This window comes from Bradyrhizobium sp. WYCCWR 12699 (assembly GCF_032144035.1).
In the GTDB taxonomy this organism is placed as follows: Bacteria; Pseudomonadota; Alphaproteobacteria; order Rhizobiales; family Xanthobacteraceae; genus Bradyrhizobium.
Genome location: NZ_JAVTJN010000008.1, coordinates 36358 through 53018, shown reverse-complemented (window position 1 = coordinate 53018; position 16661 = coordinate 36358). Strand labels below are relative to the sequence as shown.

Genomic DNA, 16661 nt, shown 5'->3' with positions numbered 1-16661 from the left:
CGCCTGCTGCCGGAACTCCGCCCGCCTCACCGCAGGCTGGCGCGCCGCCCCGGCCGCCGGCACCTCCCGCCGGCGCGGCAGCACCGAGTGTCGTCCCCGGCTCGGCGGCCGCAGCGCCGCCGCCGAACAGGGCGCAATACGCTCCGCCGACGGTTGCCCCGGCCTTCCGGGCCGCCCCGACGGTCGCAGCGCCCTTGCCGCCTGCCCCGCGTCCGCCGCAGCGTGACCTCACGCCGCTCGCGGTCGGTGCAGGCGTGGTGGCCGGTGCCGTGATCGGCGCCACCATCGCCGACATGCACAATCAGCGACGCGAGACCATCGAAGGCGGCCGCACCGTCTACACCGAGCCGGACCGCATCATCATCCGCGATCCGGGCGGGCAGGCCTATGTCCGCGGCAACGACCTCTATCGTTTCCGTTACGGCGCCCGTGACATCCGCACGGACACGGTCGGCGGCGAAACCCGCACGGTCGTCGTTCGTCCTGACGGCAGCGAAATCATCACCGTCGTCGGCGCCGACGGCCGGCTGATGCGGCGCATCCGCAGGGATCCCCGTGGACACGAGCTCATCATCATCGACAACACCTACCGCGATCCACGGGCAGTCGGCGGCTTCTATGTCGACGTGCCGCCGCCGGTCGTGAACATTCCTTACGACCGCTACATCGTCGACGCCCAGGAAGCGTCACCTGATGTCATCTACCAGACCATGGTGGCACCGCCTGTGCAGCGGATCGATCGGCGCTACTCGCTCGACGAGATCCGCTACAGCCCGAATGTTCGCATGCAGATGCCGAGCATCGACGTCAACACGATCGTCTTCGAAACGGGATCGTGGACCATCCCGCCGGACCAGGCGGCCCGGCTGCAGACGATCGCCGACGGCCTCAACCAGGCGATCCAGCGCAATCCGCGCGAGGTCTTCCTGATCGAGGGACACACCGACGCGGTCGGCAACGAGGTCGACAATCTGTCGCTGTCCGACCGTCGTGCGCAGGCCGCGGCCGAATTGCTCACGCAGCAGTTCGGTGTCCCCGCCGAGAACCTGACGTCGCAGGGCTATGGCGAGCAGTATCTGAAGGAGCAGACGCAGGGGCCGAGCGCGATCAACCGTCGCGTCACGATCCGCAACATCACGCCGCTGCTCAACGGCGGCCAGGCCTCGCTGCCGCCGCCCCCGCCCGGCACCGCGCCGCCGCGGTAACGGCACACACAAATGCAAAATGGCCGGGAGCGATCCCGGCCATTTTTGTTTGTGCCTTTGGAGGCCGTAGCCCGGAAACTCAGCCCTTGTCGCTCTCGAGCCGGAAGATCTGCGAGCCTTCGCTGCCCGAGAGCAGGCCGGTCTTCGAATAGAGGCCGAGCTTGGCGCGGGTATCGTTGATGTCGAGGTTGCGCATGGTGAGCTGGCCGATGCGGTCGGCTGGCGTGAAGGCGGCGTCCTCGACCTTCTCCATGCTGAGCCGCTCGGGCGCATAGGTGAGGTTCGGACTCTCGGTGTTGAGGATCGAATAGTCGTTGCCGCGGCGCAGCTCCAGCGTCACCTCGCCGGTGACGGCGCGCGCGACCCAGCGCTGCGCGGTCTCGCGCAGCATCAGGGCCTGCGAGTCGAACCAGCGGCCCTGATAGAGCAGACGCCCGAGGCGCATGCCGCTGATGCGGTACTGCTCGATGGTGTCCTCGTTGTGGATGCCGGTGACAAGGCGTTCATAGGCGATGTGCAGAAGCGCCATGCCGGGCGCCTCATAGATGCCGCGGCTCTTGGCCTCGATGATGCGGTTCTCGATCTGGTCGCTCATGCCGAGACCATGACGACCGCCGCTCGCATTGGCTTCGAGGAACAGCGCGACGGGATCACTGAACGTCTGGCCGTTCAGCGCCGTCGGCTGGCCTTCCTCGAAACGCACCACGACCTTCTCGGCCTTCACGGCGCAATCGTCGCGCCAGAACGGCACGCCCATGATCGGGTTGACGATCTTGATGCCGCTGTCGAGGCTTTCGAGATCCTTGGCCTCGTGCGTGGCGCCGAGCAAATTACTGTCGGTCGAATAGGCCTTCTCGGCGCTCATCTTGTAGGCGAAGCCTTGGGCAGTCATGAACGCCGACATCTCGGCGCGGCCGCCGAGCTCGTCGATGAACTGCTGGTCGAGCCAGGGCTTGTAGATCTTCAGGCCGGGATTGGTGAGCAGGCCGTAACGGTAGAAGCGCTCGATGTCGTTGCCCTTGAAGGTCGAGCCGTCGCCCCAGATGTTGACGCCGTCTTCCTTCATCGCCGCGACCAGCATCGTGCCGGTGACGGCACGGCCGAGCGGCGTGGTGTTGAAATAGGTGATGCCGCCGGTCGAGATATGGAAGGCGCCGGACTGGATCGCGGCGATGCCCTCGTGGACCAGCTGCGTGCGGCAATCGACGAGCCGGGCCTTCTCGGCGCCGAACTCCATCGCCTTGCGCGGGATCTCGTTGTAGTCGGCCTCGTCGGGCTGGCCGAGATTGGCGGTGTAGGCGTAGCAGCGCGCGCCCTTCTGCTTCATCCAGAGCAGCGCCGCGGAGGTGTCGAGACCGCCCGAAAAAGCGATGCCGACTTTCTCACCCTTGGGCAGGCTTTTCAGGATCGTGGTCATGGGGCTTCCAATCGGGTCTCAAGGGGCTGATGTGAGGACGGATTGACCGCGCGAATAACAAATTTCGCGGGGCTCGGCACCCATTTAATGGCCTAAACGGACGGTTCGGCACTCGTCTTGCGGCCGAACAGGCGCTGGCGGAGCCGGTAGGCAGGCATGTTCAGCCGGGTCAGGGCGGCATCGACCGCCGCGTCCGAGAACCGGGTCCGCGACCAGCGGTAAATCATGGCGTAGGCAAACCAGATCACGACGAAGGTGACGAGGCCGGCAATTGAGACGTCGGTGAAGAAGTGCCCGCCAAAGGCCATGCGCAGCCCGCTGGTGACGGCGCCGAACACCACGGCGGCGGCATAGGCGAGCGGCCGCCACGCCGGGGGCGCCAGCGCGGCCGGCGCCAGCGTCCAGAACGCGGTCGCACCTTCGCCCGAGAAGAACGAGCAATTGCGCGCGCAGCCGCCGCGCGGATCCCACCACGGCACGAATTGCTGGTCGCCAGCGAACTGCGTCACCACCACCGGACGCGGCCGGCCCCAATAGGTCTTGAAGGTGAGATTGGTGAGAATGCCGGCCGACAGGATGATCGTGACCAGCAGGAACACGATCGCGCGCCCCGACACCATCAAGGGCCGGTCGGGCCTGACCATCTTGACCACGAGCGCCACCAGCGACGGCAACACGAAGGCCCAGGCGACCCACATCGCAGCGTCGCGCGCGAAGCCGGCCCAATCGTTCAGCTTGAGCGGAAAGGTTTTCGTCTGGGGGTCGAAGAACAGCGAGGCGAGCTTGAGATCGAGCTCGGGATAGAGGCCGAAAACGACGCCGATCACGAGCCACAGCGAAAGGCCGATGAAGAGTCCGGTACGGTTCATGGCGCGCGGTTTAGCGGAGTGAGGCGGAGATGGAAACCCTTGCAGCGGTCATTCCGGATTGACGGCGTAAACTACGGCGCATCCGGTCTTGAATTCGACGGCAACGGCGGAGGCGGCATGCGCGGGGGCGGCGGGATGCGCCAGGCGCCGGCGTTGCGGCCGGCGATCAGCCAATAGACCACGCCGGCGACGATGCCCGCGCCGGTCATGATCTCCAGATGACGCCGCACGATGCCCTCGAACTGAAATGTATCGGAGTGGAACGGGACGAGGCCGAGATAGCAGGCGAGCCCGACGAGGCCGCCGCCGACGGCGTAAGCGAGTGCGCTGCGAATGTAGAGCGCCTCGGTGATCGCGACGATCACCATCGCCGGCACCAGTGCAAAGCCCGAGACGAAGATGAAGCCGAAGCCGAGCAGAACGTCGATCGTGCCCTGGTCGACGGGACCGGCGCCGAGATCGGCGAACTCCGGAAACAACAGGGCGACGACGACGATCATGCCGCCGACGAAGCAGGCGGCGAGGAAGCCGATGAAGATGACGACGAGGCGGCCGATCAGGGACATGACGCGAAAGCCACCGTTGCGGTCATTGCGAGAGCGTCGCCGCCATCATCAATCCGTCATCGCCATGGCGCGCAGCGCCTGGCGTTCCCTGGCCGAGAGCTTCTCGGTCTCCGACTTGAGCTGGCCGCAGGCCGCAAGGATGTCGCGGCCGCGCGGGGTGCGCACCGGGGATGAATAGCCGGCGTTGAAGATGTATTCGGAGAATTTTTCGATCTGGTCCCAGTCCGAACATTCATAGGCCGTGCCGGGCCAGGGATTGAACGGGATCAGATTGATCTTGGCGTGAATGCCCTTGAGCAATTTCACCAGCAGTTTTGCATCGTCGAGCGAATCGTTGACGCCCTTGAGCATCACATATTCGAAGGTGATACGGCGCGCGTTCGAGGCGCCGGGATAGTCGCGGCAGGCCTGCAGCAGCTCCTTGATCGGATATTTGCGGTTGAGCGGCACCAGCTCGTTGCGCAGCTCGTCGCGCACCGCATGCAGCGAGATCGCGAGCATGACGCCGATCTCCTCGCCAGCGCGCACGATGTTCGGCACCACGCCCGAGGTCGACAGCGTGATGCGGCGGCGGGAGATGCCGATGCCTTCGTTGTCGCCGACGATCAGCAGCGCATCGCGCACCGCGTCGAAATTATAGAGCGGCTCGCCCATGCCCATCATCACGATGTTGGTGACGCGGCGCGTGCCGTCCTCGCGATCGGCCCAGTCGTTCAGGCGATCGCGCGCGACCATGATCTGGCCGACGATCTCGCCCGCCGTGAGGTTGCGCACCAGGCGCTGCGTGCCGGTGTGGCAGAACGAGCAATTCAGCGTGCAGCCGACCTGCGAGGAGACGCACAGCGTGCCGCGATCGGTCTCGGGGATGTAGACGCACTCGACTTCATGCGCCTTCTGAACATTGTCGCCGCTCGGCAAACGCAGCAGCCATTTGCGGGTGCCGTCGTTGGAGATCTGCTCGGCGACGACCTCGGGACGGTCGACGGTGAAATGCTGCGCGAGCTCGGCGCGAATGCCCTTCGAGATCGATGTCATGTCGTCGAAGCTCTGGGCGCCGCGGAAATAGAGCCAGTGCCACAGCTGCTGCACCCGCATCTTGCGCTGCGCCGGCGCGACGCCGATCTCGCCGAGGCGATCGGCAAGCTCGGTGCGCGACAGGCCGATCAGCGACGGCCTTGCCGGCGGCACATAGGTTTCGAGCGGAGTCTTCTCCACCAGGATTGCGTTGTGCGGCTCGGTCGTCGGTTGCATTGAATAGGCCCGATTGTGTTGTCGTTCCGGGGCGATGCGAAGCATCGAACTATGGTGCGCAATTGCGCACCTGAGAACCTCAAGAATCCGGGTTTGGTCCTTCGGACCATCCCGGAATGACGGAAGAAAATCTGGAACCGCCCCTATATAGCAACCGGAACCGCCGATTGCGACCTTCCCGCCGGCAGGCTTAACGCCTGCAATCCTGCGCGATCTTGTCGAGCGCCTGGGCGAGGCCCTTCAGCGAGAACGTGTCGGTCGTCTCGGTGCCCTTGGCCGAGACCCCCTTGACGACGAGGTCGGCGGATTTGCGCATGGCCTCGACCATCCGCTCCTCCTCGGCCGCGTTCTTGATCCAGAGGCCGTCGCCCTGCGTATACATGGCAAAGGCGGCGCCGCCGACCTCGACCGAGGATTCCGAGCCCGGCTTCAGCGCATAGCCGATCATCACCGAGACTTCGTTGTTCACCTTCTCGGCCGGCCGGGTCGAGACGAAGGCATAGGCGGGATCGCGCGGCCGGTTCGGCGGATTGGTCTTCGACGACGACGGCTTGGCCAGCGCGAAGCAGACCTTCTTGCCGTTGGGCGTCGCCGAATAGGCGCCCCAGGTGCCGAACTGGCCGATCAGGGTCGGCTCCGCGCCACCTGCAACTGAAGCGGGCGGTGCTGCCGGCTTGCTCTCCGGCTTTGCAGCCGATTTTGCGGTCGTGGGAGCAGGCGCGGCCGCCTTCGGTGCAGCGCTCTTGGGCGCCGTCTGCGCCCGCGCGGAATCGGTGATTCCACCGGCCATCACACCAGTCATCAAAGCTAAAATCAGCACCCGCCACATGCTGGAGTGGTTCCCTCAATATTGTGACTGGAAGATGGCCCGGCCGCGCTTTGTCCCCGCGGCAGGGATAGCGGGGAAAGTTCAATTTGGGAAGGCAGTTAGCGGTCTCAACCTTTGGATCGCGCGGCACGCTGGGCGGCCCATTGCGCCTCGGTCCAGCCAAGCAAATCCTCGGCGCCTGAACTGCGCAAATGTGCACCACCGTCAATGACGACCATCTCGCCATTGATGTAACCGGCGCGATCCGAGACCAGGAAGCTGGCGAGATCGGCAAGCTCGCCGTGCTCTCCGGTCCGGCCCAGCGGATTGCGCGCGGTCCAGCCGTCGTCCCGGCCTTCGGGGCGGAGCTGCCCCGACGCGCCCGCGGTCGGGAACGACCCCGGCGCGATGGCGACGGTGCGGATGCCCTTCGGCCCCCATTCCACGGCAAGACTTTTGGTCATCGCCAGCAGCGCCGACTTCGCCATCGCCGACGGCACGGTGAAGGCGCGGCCGGTGATGGTCGAGGTCGAGAGGATCGAGAGCACGACGCCGCCGTGCTTGTCCTCGATCCAGCGCCTGCCGGCCGCAAGCGTGCAGTACATCGCACCGTGCAGCGTCGGCGCCAGGATCGCATCGGCCGCACGGAGCGACAGATGCTCGCTCTGTGCGATGAACGTGGCGGCAGCGTTGTTGACGAGGATATCGAGCGGCGCCTCACGCCAGATCTGGTCCATCATGGTCTCGACGGCAACGCCGTCGCGGATGTCGCAGGCGATGGTGGTGACCTTGCCATTGGTCTGTTCGCGCATCTCGCTTGCCGTGGCCTCGAGCCGGTCGCGCTTGCGGCCGCAGATCACGAGCTCGGCGCCAAGCGCGAGGAAGCGGCGTCCCATCGCGGCGCCGAGGCCCGAGCCACCGCCGGTGACGAGGATGCGCTTGTTCTTGAGCAGACCCGTTTCAAACATCGTTTGAATCCTTCTTCCGTCATTGCGAGCGCCGGGAAGCAATCCAGAGTCCGTGCCGCGGAAATAGCCTGGATTGCTTCGCTGCGCTCGCAATGACGAGGATAAGCCGGTGCGTCGCCGCAGACAAAGAATCCGGATTGTCGCCCGCGGCTAAATCCGGCAGAAACGGCCCAACTATAATTCCACTCGAAACGCTTCAGGTGCCGCCATGAAAGCCATCCTCTGCTCGCAATATTGCCAGCCCGACGATCTCGTGATGGCCGAGGTGCCGGATCCGGTGGCGGGTCCCGGCGAGGCCGTGATCGCGATCAAAGCCGCGGCGCTGAATTTCTTCGACATCCTGATGATCCAGGGCAAGTACCAGATCAAGCCGCCGTTCCCGTTCTCGCCGGCCGCTGAAGTTGCCGGCGTGATCGAGAGCATCGGCGCTGGTGTGAGCGATCTGAAAGTCGGCGATCGCGTCGTCGCCTCCTGCGGCCACAACGGCGCGCGCGAGAAGATCGCGCTGCCTGCGGCCTCGATCGTGAAGATCCCCGACAATCTCGATTACGACCGCGCCGCCGGCATCATCATCATCTACGGCACCGCGCTGCATGCGCTGGAGGATCGCGCCAGCCCGAAGCCGGGCGAGACGCTCGCGGTGCTGGGCGCGGCCGGTGGCACCGGCCTTGCCGCCTGCGAGCTCGGCAAGCTGATGGGATTGAAGGTGATCGCCTGCGCCTCGTCGGACGAGAAGCTCGAATTCGCCAAAGCGCACGGCGCCGAGCTGACGCTGAACTACGCCAAGGAGGACCTGAAGGAAGGCCTGCGCAAGCTCACGGGCGGCAAGGGCGTCGACATCATCTTCGATCCCGTGGGTGGTGCGTATGCCGAACAGGCGCTGCGCTCGATTGCCTGGGAAGGCCGCTTCCTCGTGATCGGCTTTGCCGCGGGCGACATTCCGAAGATGCCGCTCAATCTCGCGCTGCTGAAGGGCTGCGACATCCGCGGCGTGTTCTGGGGCGCCTGGACCCGGCAGAATCCGGAGAAGAACCGCGCCAATCTCGAGAAGCTCGTGAAGTGGACGGCGGAAGGAAAGATCTCATCGCATGTCGACCGCACCTTCCCGCTGGCCCAGACCGCTGACGCGCTGAAGGTGCTTGCGGGACGCCAGGCCATGGGCAAGGTGATTTTGCATCCGTGAGGTCATGCCGTGGCGAATGGTGTCGCGACGCCATCGCCACGAAGGGCCGCGGCGTACTGGATTCCCCACCTTCGCGGGGAATGACAATGGTGGGTGTGGCCGAGACGGCAGCTGTTACGCCGCTTCCGCGTCCCCTTCCTCCACCCCACGCTTCAGCGCGGCGCGGGCAGCCTCGCGGTGCTCGTTGGTGATGTGGCCGGCGACCATGCGGATGGCGGTGGCGAGCACGGCGGCGTCGTCGGCGAAGCCGAGGATCGGCATCACGTCGGCGACGAAGTCGAACGGCAGGATGAAATAGGCGATCGCCCCTAACAGCGAGGCCTGGACGTGGCGCGGCGTCTGCCGGTCGAACGCGCAGTAGTAAGCCGCAAGCAGGTCTTCGGCGAATGGCAGATGCGAGGCGCCACGCTTCAGCTTGCGCCAGAAGCGGCGGCGCACGCTCTCGCGATCTTCCGCGAGCCGATCGGCCGGCTCGAAACCGACACTGTGTTCGGCAGCCATGTTCGATAAACTCCCCGTTCAGCCCCGAAGCGGCGGACCGCCGCATCCTGGTTGATCACAAGATGGGGATGTGGCCGGTCCCTGCAAGACGCCGGTAGGGTCTCAGCCTGCGATCGCGTTCATCGCCTTGGCCAGCGTGACGTCGAGCGCCGTGACGCCGCCGGCGTCGTGGGTCGACAGCACCACCTCCACCGTCTTGTAGACGTTACGCCATTCGGGATGGTGATCCATCTTCTCGGCGACCAGCGCGGCGCGGGTCATGAAGCCGAACGCCTCGTTGAAATCCTTGAAGATAAAGGTCTTGGCGATGGCATCCCGGCCTTGAACCTCGGTCCAGCCGGGCAATCCACCCAAAGCCTGCTTGCGCGCCTCCGCCGAGAGCCGTTCTGCCATGGTCATCTCCGTTCTTCAGGGGAACTTTACCCTAACACGGTGCTGACGCCCGGGTTCATACGGGGATTTCCGGCATCCGCTAACCATGACGGAGATGTAACCCCGCCGGACAAGAAATTTGCTACAATTGCGGGCGTAAATCGCCGGCCAAGATGAAACTGAGCCTCAAGCGCCTGTTTGGGAGATCGATGACCGGGGGATTGGACCTGGCCGAAGCGCCCCCTCCGCCTTCGCCGCGATCCACGGCGCGGAAGACGGCGCTGGTGACTCTCGCATTCGTGCTCGCGATCGTCGGCGCGCTCGCCGGCGGCTATTACTTCGCGATGCGGCCTTTTGCGCTGAGGATCGCGGTCGGCCCCGCCAACAGCGATGACGTCAAGGTCGTGCAGGCGCTGACGCAGGCCTTCACGCAGAGCAAGAGCCAGGTGCGGCTGCGGCCGATCCAGACCGACGGCGCCACAGCCAGCGCAAATGCGCTCGCGGAAGGCAAGGTCGATCTCGCCATCGTGCGCGGCGACGTCGATGTTCCCAAGAACGCGCAAGCGGTCGCGACCCTGCGCAAGAACGTCGTGGTGCTGTGGTCGGTGCCCGGCAAGGGCAAGAAGCGCGGCGCGAAGATCACCAAGATCTCGCAGCTCGCCGGCCACCGCGTCGGCGTGGTCGGCCGCACCCAGGCCAACGTCAATCTGCTCAAGGTGATCCTGCAGCAATACGGCGTCGATCCCGCCAAGGTCGAGATCGTGCAATTCCCGGCCAACGAAGTTGCCGAGGCGATCAAGGGCCAGAAGGCCGACGTCTATCTCGCGGCGGGCCCGGTCAACAGCAAGATCACGGCGGATGCGATCGCCGCCACCACCAAGGATTTCGGCGCGCCCAGCTTCATCGCGATCGATTCGGCGGACGCGATCGCGCAGAACCATCCGGTGTACGAAGCATCCGAGATTCCCGCCGGCACCTATGGTGGCTCGCCGGCCCGCCCCGAGGACGAGGTCAAGACCGTCAGCTTCTCGCACCACATCGTGGCGCGCAAAGGCGTGTCCGAAACCACCATCGCGGCATTCACACGCCAGCTCTTCGCGGTGCGCCAGCAATTGGTGGCGGAATTCCCGCTCGCGGCGAAGATCGAAACCCCTGATACCGACAAGGATGCGGTGATCCCGGTACATCCCGGCGCGGCCGCCTTCGTCGACGGCGAGGAAAAGACCTTCCTCGACAAGTACAGCGATTACATCTGGTGGGGCCTGATGGCACTCTCCGCCATGGGCTCGATCGGCGCCTGGTTCGCCGGCTATTTGAAGAAGGACGAGCGCGACAACAACAGCCATCTGCGCGAACGGCTACTGGACATGATCGCGACCGCGCGCAAATGCGAGACGACCGAGGAGCTTGACCAGATGCAGGCCGAGGCCGACGAGATCCTGCGCGATACGCTGCGCTGCTTCGATCACGGCGCGATCGAAGAGGGCTCGCTCACTGCCTTCAACATCGCGCTGGATCAGTTCCACGCCGCCGTCGCCGACCGCAAGACGGTGCTGTTCAGCCTGCCGCAGAACCTGCAACGCGCGGGCGCGCAGTTCCGGGCCGCCGGCAACGCGTAAGCCCTCGCGCGCGTAATCGCTGCGTCACATTGCCTCAATATAGCTCCTCGTGTCATTCCGGGGCGATGCGAAGCATCGGACCCGGAATCCATCGCGCCGCATTCGCGAGGAGACATGGATTCTCAGGTGCGCAATTGCGCTCCATAGCTCGCGCTACGCACGCCCCGGAATGACTGCCTCTTCTGCAAGCTCGGATTTGGAGCCCTCCTCCATGCACATCAAATTCTCCCGCCGCCGCTTCCTCGCCACCGGCGCCGGTGCGCTCGGCACGATCGCGATGCCCTATCTGTCGCGCGCGGCCGATCGGCCGGCGGTGACGCACGGCGTCCAGTCGGGCGACGTCACGGTCGATGGCGGCGTGGTGTGGGCACGCACCGACCGACCCGCGCAGATGCTGGTCGAGGTGGCAACGACCGATACGTTCAAGAATGCCCGGGCGCTGCCGCCGATCACAGCGCTCCCCGAGAGCGACTTCACCGCAAAGATGCTGATCGAGAACCTGCCGGGCGGCCAGGACATCTTTTACCGCGTCCGCTTCCGCGATCTCTCGCACAGCTCGGTCGAGGGCGAGGCGGTCGTCGGCCGTTTCCGCACCGCGCCGGCCGACCGCCGCGACGTCAGCTTCGTGTGGGGCGGCGACGTTGCGGGCCAGGGCTGGGGCATCAACCCCGACGACGGCGGCATGTTCACCTTCTCGGCGATGCGCACGCACCGGCCGGACTTCTTCCTGCATTCCGGCGACACCATCTACGCCGACGGCCCGATCGCATCCGAGGTCAAGCTCGCCGACGGCAAGATCTGGAAGAACCTCACCATTCCCGAGAAGGCCAAGGTTGCCGAGACGCTGGACGAGTTCCGCGCCGCGCACAAATACAATCTCACCGACGGCAATCTTCGCGCCTTCAATGCCGAGGTGCCGATCTTCGTGCAGTGGGACGACCACGAGGTGACCAACAACTGGTCACTGTCGAAGGAGCTGCCGGCGGCCTACAAGGAACGCAATATCCCGCTGCTCGCCGCGCGCGCGGGCCGCGCCTTCCACGAGATGTATCCGCTGCGCGAGAGCATCAACGAGCCCGGCCGGGTCTATCGCCAGATCGCCTACGGCCCGCATCTCGACGTGTTCGTGCTCGACGAGCGCAGCTATCGCGGCGCGAACGGCCCGAATCAAGAAACGGAATACGGCCCCGCCAGCTATTTCCTCGGGCCGGAGCAGATCGCCTGGCTGAAGCGCGGCCTCATCAATTCGCGCGCGACCTGGAAGGTGATCGCCTCCGACATGCCGCTGAGCCTCGTCGTGTCGGACACGCCGAAAGGCGGCTCGGAAGCCGTCGCGCAAGGCGACGGTCCGGTGCGCGGCCGCGAATTCGAGATCGCCGACATCCTGCGCTTCATCAAGATGGCGCCGATCAGCAACACGGTCTGGCTGACCGCCGACGTGCACTACGCCGCCGCGCATTATTACGATCCGAACAAGGCGCAATTCCAGGAGTTCGAGCCGTTCTGGGAATTCGTCTCGGGCCCGCTGCATGCCGGCACATTCGGTCCGGCCGCGCTCGACAACACCTTTGGACCAGAGGTGCGCTTCGTCAAGGCGCCGGGCAAGGACAGCCAGAACCTGCCGCCGTCCGCCGGCATGCAGTTCTTCGGTCACGTCAAGATCGACGGCGCCTCCGGCCAGATGACGGTAACGCTGCGCGACCGCGCCGATGTCGCGCTGTGGTCGACCACGCTCGATCCGAAGCAGAGCTGACCGCCGGAGGCCTCTTCCGTCACTGGAAAGCGCTTCTATTCGGTGGCGCGCAGCTTCAGCGCCGCCTCCAGGGCGTCGCTCGAACAGGGCTTTTGCAGCCGGGCCTGGCCGGAGAATTCGGGCGGAATGCGCGCTTCGGCACCGTAGCCGGTGACGAAGACGAACGGGATCTTCAGCGCGACCAGCCGCTCGGCGACCGCAAAGCTCGTCTCGCGGACCAGCTCGACATCGAGCAGCGCGAAGTCCGGCGCACGCTCCGCAATGGCGGTCAGCGCCTGGGTTACCGAGCCGACAGTCCGCACATTCGTCACGCCGAAGCCGAGCAGCCGGTCCTCGAAATCGATCGCGATGATCGGGTCGTCTTCGACAATCAGAACGTCAGCCGGCCAGCCTGTGCCATCGGGAACTACGGGTGTCATGATCGGATCTTGGTGCGGGGGTTTTGGATCAGGACAGCCGCGACACGATGCCTGCGCACAGCGCATCGGAGGGTTCCCGGAACGAAACCCACCACATCGCCGTTTCCTAGTCTGTCCACTTGTGCACACAGGACCTCGACGGAACTCGCTAGGGTAGGGAGGAGGATGGGAGTTCACGATGGATGCGCGTATCGGCAAGACAATCGAGGCCGAGAGCCGGCCGGCCAACAATTTGTTGCGGCGTTTGAGCCAGGCGGACTACGCCCTGCTTGCGCCGCATGTGACGGTCGAGACCGCCGCGGCCAATCAATTGCTCTACAGTCCCGGCGATGACGTCCAGGTCGTCCACTTCCCCTGCGGACCGGCGCTCGCAACCTTTCTCGTTCCCAACGAGGACGGCCGCGACGTCGAAACCATCCTGGTCGGCCGCGAGGGCGCGGTGGGCGGCATCGTCAGCGAGGGATACCTGCCGGCCTATACCCGGATCTGCGTGAAATTCGGCGGGCCGTTCGCGCGCATTCATGTCGCCAAGCTGGAAGCGGCCAAGCTGCGCTCGGCGTCGCTGCGCAACATCTTCGCCCGCTATGCCGATTGCATGCTGGCCCAGATCTTCCAGTCGACCGCCTGCAACGCGATCCATTCGATCGAGCAACGCACCGCCAAATGGATTTTGGCGGCGATGGAGCGGACCGGCGACGAGAGCAGCGTGCCGCTGACCCACGAGCAGCTTGCGACGCTGCTCGGCGTTGGCCGCTCCTATGCCAGCCGCGTGCTTCAGTCGTTCAAGGCAGAACGGATTCTCGACACGCGGCGCGGCTCGATCCTGGTCCTCAACCGCGACGGCCTGAGGCTTCGCGCCTGCCTGTGCAACGACGCGGTGAAGATGCACTTCGAAGAGGTGCTGCGCGGCGTCTACCCGACCGAGGAGCGGGAGGCCGGGTAGCGGCTTCTTCCCACTATCCCGCACCGCCTGAACCTGCGCTAGTATCCCCGGCATGAGCGGGGCTTTGCTGCACACTATCTTCGACATCCTGGCGTGGCTGGCGGCGACCGCCGCCGTCTGGTGGCTGTCGCGACAACGCCTGCAGTTTCCAGCACAATCCTTCCAGCTGCCGTATGTCGCCGCGCTGGTGTTCGGCGCCGGCCTCGGCGCCTATCTGTTCGGCTCCGCCAATCTCTGGCTGTCGGGCCAGAGCGGCATTGCGCGTTCGGTGGAAGGCGCGCTGGCCGGCGGCATCGTGGCCATCGAGCTCTACAAATGGACGGCCGGCATCACCTTGCGCACCGGCGCGCGGTTTGCGCTGCCGCTGGCCGTCGGCATCGCGATCGGCCGGCTCGGCTGCTACTTCGCGGGCCTCGACGACTTCACCTATGGCACGCCGACATCGCTGCCCTGGGGCCATGATTTCGGCGACGGCGTTCTGCGTCATCCCGTGCAACTCTACGAGAGCGCGGCCATGGCCGTGTTTGCCCTCATCTATGTGCCGGCAGTCTTGAACCGGAACGCGTTTGTAATCACCAATGGTTTCTACCTGGCGCTCGCCTATTATGGAGCGCAACGCTTTCTATGGGAATTCCTCAAGCCCTACGGCGCGCTGATCGGCCCCCTCACCCTGTTTCACCTGCTGTCGCTGTCCATCCTGCTCTACGCCGGCGTCATGCTGGCGACGACGCCCAAAGCGAGACCCTTGCAGAATGAGTTACTTGCATGAACGCGCCGTTGCGTAGATCGCGCCCCTATATTTTCTGGGGCCAGACCCAATCTCTCTGCGAGACCTGCCTGAAGCTGGTGCCGACCAAGATCCAGATCCTGGACAACGAGGTCTGGTACGAAAAGCGTTGCAGGGAGCACGGTGTCCAGTCGACCCTGGTCTCGACGGACGCAGCCTATTGGCGCCTGTGCAAGGACTTCATCAAGCCCGGCGACCGGCCGCTGCAATTCCAGCAGCGCACGGAGTTCGGCTGTCCCTATGATTGCGGTCTCTGCCCCGACCACGAGCAGCATTCCTGCCTGGCGCTGATCGAGATCACCGAGCACTGCAACCTCACCTGCCCGGTCTGCTTCGCAGAATCTTCGCCGGCGCGAACGAAATTCACCCCGCTCGCGACGATCGAAAAAATGCTCGACGCGCTGGTCGCGAGCGAGGGCGAGCCCGATCTCGTGCAGATCTCAGGCGGCGAGCCGACGCTGCATCCGGACTTCTTCGCGATCCTCGACGCCGTGCGCGCCCGCCCGATCCGCCACGTCATGATCAACACCAACGGCCTGCGCATCGCCCGCGAAAAGGATTTCGTGGCGCGGCTGGCCGAGAACAAGCGCGGGCTGGAGGTCTATCTCCAGTTCGATTCGCTGCAGCGCGACGCGCTCATCAATCTGCGCGGCGCGGATTTGCGCAAGATCCGCCAGCAGGCGCTGGAAAATCTCGAGCATTTTGGCGTATCGACCACGCTGGTGGCGACCATCAAGCGCGGCGTCAACGATGCCGAGATCGGCGACATCGTTCGCCACGCGCTCACCTGGACATGCGTGCGCGGCGTTACGCTGCAGCCGGTGCAGGACGCCGGCCGCAACGATGATTTCGACGCGAAGACCGACCGCATCATGCTGTCGGAGATCCGCAAGCGCGTGATCGAAACCGGCGTGTTCGGCGACAAGGACATGATCCCGCTGCCGTGCAATCCCGAGAGCATCTCGATCGGCTATGGCCTGCGCAATGGCGAGAAGGCGCTGCCGCTGACCTCGCTGATCCCGCAGGAGCAGCTCGTCGCGGTGATGCCCAACACGATAAGCCCGGAGAAATACCCGGTGCTGCGGGAAAAATTCGTCGATCTGTTCTCGCTGTCGTCGGGCCCGCTCAACACGAGCGAGCGCGTCTGCGAACTCTTGTGCTGCCTGCCGAGCTTCCAGGTGCCGGACGGGCTGTCTTACGAGAACGTCTTCCGCGTCACCATCGTGCAGTTCCTCGACCGCTTCAATTTCTGCGTCGGCAACGTCAAGCGCAGCTGCATCCATTTCGTGACGGAGCAGGGGGCGATCATTCCGTTCGACACCTACAATTTGTTCTACCGCAACGGCAAAATCGACGGCATCCGCGCCGAGTTGGCCGGCGAGACCTATCGGGACGCCGGGCAGCGTGAGGAGATGCCGCGTTGAGCGAGACGCCTTCACCTCCAGCGTCGCGGAGCGGATGTGTCACCGCGTTCATGGTAATGTGCGGGGTGATCCTGCTGCTGCCCGGCATCTGCGCCCTGATCTTTGCCTTCGACCAGACCCAGTCGTCACACTTCGACACCCGTTTCATCCCCGTCCTCGTGCTTGCAATGCTGGTGGCCTTTGCCGGCGTGATGTTGATCAGGGCAGCGAGAAAGAGACCATGAGCGATTCCAGCCCCACCCCACCGGCAGTGCCTCCACAGATCCAGCAACCGCGCAGCGGCTGCCTGACCGCACTGATGGCGATCGCCGGGATCTTCATGCTGCTGCCGGGACTCTGCGCGCTCCTGTTCGGCGGAATGTCGGTGGTCGAGGGTGGCCAGATCCCCTCCGACATCGCCTCGCTGGTCTTTTTGGGGTTGGTCATCGGCATCGGAGGCGTCGTCATGATCTGGGCGGCCATCGTGGGCCGAAAGGCGCCGCCGGCCCGGAACGGGGGCTAACCCCCGGGGATTCCCGGACAAAATTCAGTCAACCAAGGCCCAAAGAACGCATTGTTTTTTGGCCGTTTTTGCAT

General features: G+C 65.0%; 18 protein-coding genes. 9 read left to right on the top strand and 9 right to left on the bottom strand.

What is annotated here, in order from left to right:
- The coding region (locus tag RPS27_RS08230) for an OmpA family protein (protein ID WP_313753957.1) at nucleotides 1-1205 on the top strand (1205 nt) is incomplete at its 5' end.
- 79 nt (nucleotides 1206-1284) lie between these two features.
- On the opposite strand, the gene argG is transcribed toward RPS27_RS08230, so the two are convergent.
- The 6 genes from argG to RPS27_RS08200 form a co-directional block, all read right to left on the bottom strand.
- The gene (argG, locus tag RPS27_RS08225) at nucleotides 1285-2622 is read right to left on the bottom strand and encodes an argininosuccinate synthase (protein WP_212064612.1); all 1338 of its coding nucleotides are present in this window, start codon (nucleotides 2620-2622) and stop codon (nucleotides 1285-1287) included.
- A 92-nt stretch (nucleotides 2623-2714) separates the two neighbouring features.
- Entirely contained in the window at nucleotides 2715-3491 is a 777-nt protein-coding gene (locus RPS27_RS08220; RefSeq protein ID WP_212064614.1) for a phosphatase PAP2 family protein, read from the bottom strand.
- Between the two features lie 71 nt (nucleotides 3492-3562).
- Nucleotides 3563-4057, bottom strand: coding sequence for a hypothetical protein (locus RPS27_RS08215; RefSeq protein WP_194405371.1), 495 nt, complete (start codon nucleotides 4055-4057; stop codon nucleotides 3563-3565).
- 48 nt (nucleotides 4058-4105) lie between these two features.
- Nucleotides 4106-5308: a 23S rRNA (adenine(2503)-C(2))-methyltransferase RlmN gene (gene rlmN / locus RPS27_RS08210; protein ID WP_211415126.1), complete on the bottom strand. Its 1203-nt coding sequence runs from the start codon at nucleotides 5306-5308 to the stop codon at nucleotides 4106-4108.
- 190 nt (nucleotides 5309-5498) lie between these two features.
- Nucleotides 5499-6137: an invasion associated locus B family protein gene (locus tag RPS27_RS08205; RefSeq protein WP_212064616.1), complete on the bottom strand. Its 639-nt coding sequence runs from the start codon at nucleotides 6135-6137 to the stop codon at nucleotides 5499-5501.
- Nucleotides 6138-6244: 107 nt separating this feature from the next.
- Nucleotides 6245-7084, bottom strand: a complete 840-nt coding sequence (locus RPS27_RS08200) for an SDR family oxidoreductase (protein ID WP_212064618.1) — start codon at nucleotides 7082-7084, stop codon at nucleotides 6245-6247.
- Nucleotides 7085-7292: 208 nt separating this feature from the next.
- Between RPS27_RS08200 and RPS27_RS08195 the strand changes: the two genes are divergently transcribed.
- Complete coding sequence (locus RPS27_RS08195) at nucleotides 7293-8267, top strand: NADPH:quinone oxidoreductase family protein (RefSeq protein ID WP_212064620.1); 975 nt, start codon at nucleotides 7293-7295, stop codon at nucleotides 8265-8267.
- 114 nt (nucleotides 8268-8381) lie between these two features.
- On the opposite strand, the gene RPS27_RS08190 is transcribed toward RPS27_RS08195, so the two are convergent.
- Nucleotides 8382-8768, bottom strand: a complete 387-nt coding sequence (locus RPS27_RS08190) for a YkvA family protein (RefSeq protein ID WP_194405366.1) — start codon at nucleotides 8766-8768, stop codon at nucleotides 8382-8384.
- 102 nt (nucleotides 8769-8870) lie between these two features.
- The gene (locus RPS27_RS08185; protein WP_194405365.1) at nucleotides 8871-9161 is read right to left on the bottom strand and encodes a 4a-hydroxytetrahydrobiopterin dehydratase; all 291 of its coding nucleotides are present in this window, start codon (nucleotides 9159-9161) and stop codon (nucleotides 8871-8873) included.
- A 152-nt stretch (nucleotides 9162-9313) separates the two neighbouring features.
- On the opposite strand from RPS27_RS08185, the gene RPS27_RS08180 reads away from it, so the two are divergent.
- Together RPS27_RS08180 and RPS27_RS08175 are read left to right on the top strand one after the other, a co-directional pair.
- Nucleotides 9314-10759: a TAXI family TRAP transporter solute-binding subunit gene (locus tag RPS27_RS08180; protein WP_212064622.1), complete on the top strand. Its 1446-nt coding sequence runs from the start codon at nucleotides 9314-9316 to the stop codon at nucleotides 10757-10759.
- 211 nt (nucleotides 10760-10970) lie between these two features.
- Entirely contained in the window at nucleotides 10971-12512 is a 1542-nt protein-coding gene (locus RPS27_RS08175) for an alkaline phosphatase D family protein (protein ID WP_212064624.1), read from the top strand.
- A gap of 35 nt (nucleotides 12513-12547) precedes the next feature.
- Here the strand turns inward: RPS27_RS08175 and RPS27_RS08170 are convergent, their stop codons facing one another.
- Nucleotides 12548-12931 carry a response regulator gene (locus RPS27_RS08170; RefSeq protein WP_249131339.1) on the bottom strand — a complete coding sequence of 128 codons (384 nt, stop codon included), beginning with the start codon at nucleotides 12929-12931 and terminating at the stop codon, nucleotides 12548-12550.
- Nucleotides 12932-13109: 178 nt separating this feature from the next.
- Here RPS27_RS08170 and RPS27_RS08165 point away from each other — a divergent pair, with 178 nt between their 5' ends.
- Genes RPS27_RS08165 through RPS27_RS08145 form a run of 5 tightly spaced genes read left to right on the top strand, consistent with a single transcriptional unit; the run spans nucleotide 13110 to nucleotide 16587 of the window.
- Nucleotides 13110-13874, top strand: a complete 765-nt coding sequence (locus RPS27_RS08165) for a Crp/Fnr family transcriptional regulator (RefSeq protein WP_194405361.1) — start codon at nucleotides 13110-13112, stop codon at nucleotides 13872-13874.
- Between the two features lie 52 nt (nucleotides 13875-13926).
- The gene (locus tag RPS27_RS08160; RefSeq protein WP_212064629.1) at nucleotides 13927-14643 is read left to right on the top strand and encodes a prolipoprotein diacylglyceryl transferase family protein; all 717 of its coding nucleotides are present in this window, start codon (nucleotides 13927-13929) and stop codon (nucleotides 14641-14643) included.
- Nucleotides 14640-16085: a radical SAM protein gene (locus RPS27_RS08155; RefSeq protein ID WP_212064631.1), complete on the top strand. Its 1446-nt coding sequence runs from the start codon at nucleotides 14640-14642 to the stop codon at nucleotides 16083-16085. The genes RPS27_RS08160 and RPS27_RS08155 overlap by 4 nt, the downstream gene beginning before the upstream one ends.
- Nucleotides 16082-16309 (top strand): hypothetical protein, encoded by a 228-nt coding sequence (locus tag RPS27_RS08150; RefSeq protein ID WP_194405358.1) that lies wholly within the window; start codon nucleotides 16082-16084, stop codon nucleotides 16307-16309. Before RPS27_RS08155 ends, RPS27_RS08150 begins: the two co-directional genes overlap by 4 nt.
- Entirely contained in the window at nucleotides 16306-16587 is a 282-nt protein-coding gene (locus tag RPS27_RS08145; RefSeq protein ID WP_212064633.1) for a hypothetical protein, read from the top strand. Before RPS27_RS08150 ends, RPS27_RS08145 begins: the two co-directional genes overlap by 4 nt.
- The last annotated feature ends 74 nt before the right edge of the window (nucleotides 16588-16661 follow it).

What these genes read in the sequence shown, in the direction of transcription:
- argG (WP_212064612.1), bottom strand. Translation starts at nt 2,622, where the DNA reads ATGACCACGATCCTGAAAAGCCTGCCCAAGGGTGAGAAAGTCGGCATC.
- RPS27_RS08195 (WP_212064620.1), top strand. Translation starts at nt 7,293, where the DNA reads ATGAAAGCCATCCTCTGCTCGCAATATTGCCAGCCCGACGATCTCGTG.
- RPS27_RS08165 (WP_194405361.1), top strand. Translation starts at nt 13,110, where the DNA reads ATGGATGCGCGTATCGGCAAGACAATCGAGGCCGAGAGCCGGCCGGCC.
- RPS27_RS08190 (WP_194405366.1), bottom strand. Translation starts at nt 8,768, where the DNA reads ATGGCTGCCGAACACAGTGTCGGTTTCGAGCCGGCCGATCGGCTCGCG.
- RPS27_RS08175 (WP_212064624.1), top strand. Translation starts at nt 10,971, where the DNA reads ATGCACATCAAATTCTCCCGCCGCCGCTTCCTCGCCACCGGCGCCGGT.
- rlmN (WP_211415126.1), bottom strand. Translation starts at nt 5,308, where the DNA reads ATGCAACCGACGACCGAGCCGCACAACGCAATCCTGGTGGAGAAGACT.
- RPS27_RS08205 (WP_212064616.1), bottom strand. Translation starts at nt 6,137, where the DNA reads ATGTGGCGGGTGCTGATTTTAGCTTTGATGACTGGTGTGATGGCCGGT.
- RPS27_RS08185 (WP_194405365.1), bottom strand. Translation starts at nt 9,161, where the DNA reads ATGGCAGAACGGCTCTCGGCGGAGGCGCGCAAGCAGGCTTTGGGTGGA.
- RPS27_RS08215 (WP_194405371.1), bottom strand. Translation starts at nt 4,057, where the DNA reads ATGTCCCTGATCGGCCGCCTCGTCGTCATCTTCATCGGCTTCCTCGCC.
- RPS27_RS08160 (WP_212064629.1), top strand. Translation starts at nt 13,927, where the DNA reads ATGAGCGGGGCTTTGCTGCACACTATCTTCGACATCCTGGCGTGGCTG.
- RPS27_RS08200 (WP_212064618.1), bottom strand. Translation starts at nt 7,084, where the DNA reads ATGTTTGAAACGGGTCTGCTCAAGAACAAGCGCATCCTCGTCACCGGC.
- RPS27_RS08180 (WP_212064622.1), top strand. Translation starts at nt 9,314, where the DNA reads ATGAAACTGAGCCTCAAGCGCCTGTTTGGGAGATCGATGACCGGGGGA.
- RPS27_RS08155 (WP_212064631.1), top strand. Translation starts at nt 14,640, where the DNA reads ATGAACGCGCCGTTGCGTAGATCGCGCCCCTATATTTTCTGGGGCCAG.
- RPS27_RS08145 (WP_212064633.1), top strand. Translation starts at nt 16,306, where the DNA reads ATGAGCGATTCCAGCCCCACCCCACCGGCAGTGCCTCCACAGATCCAG.
- RPS27_RS08170 (WP_249131339.1), bottom strand. Translation starts at nt 12,931, where the DNA reads ATGACACCCGTAGTTCCCGATGGCACAGGCTGGCCGGCTGACGTTCTG.
- RPS27_RS08220 (WP_212064614.1), bottom strand. Translation starts at nt 3,491, where the DNA reads ATGAACCGTACCGGACTCTTCATCGGCCTTTCGCTGTGGCTCGTGATC.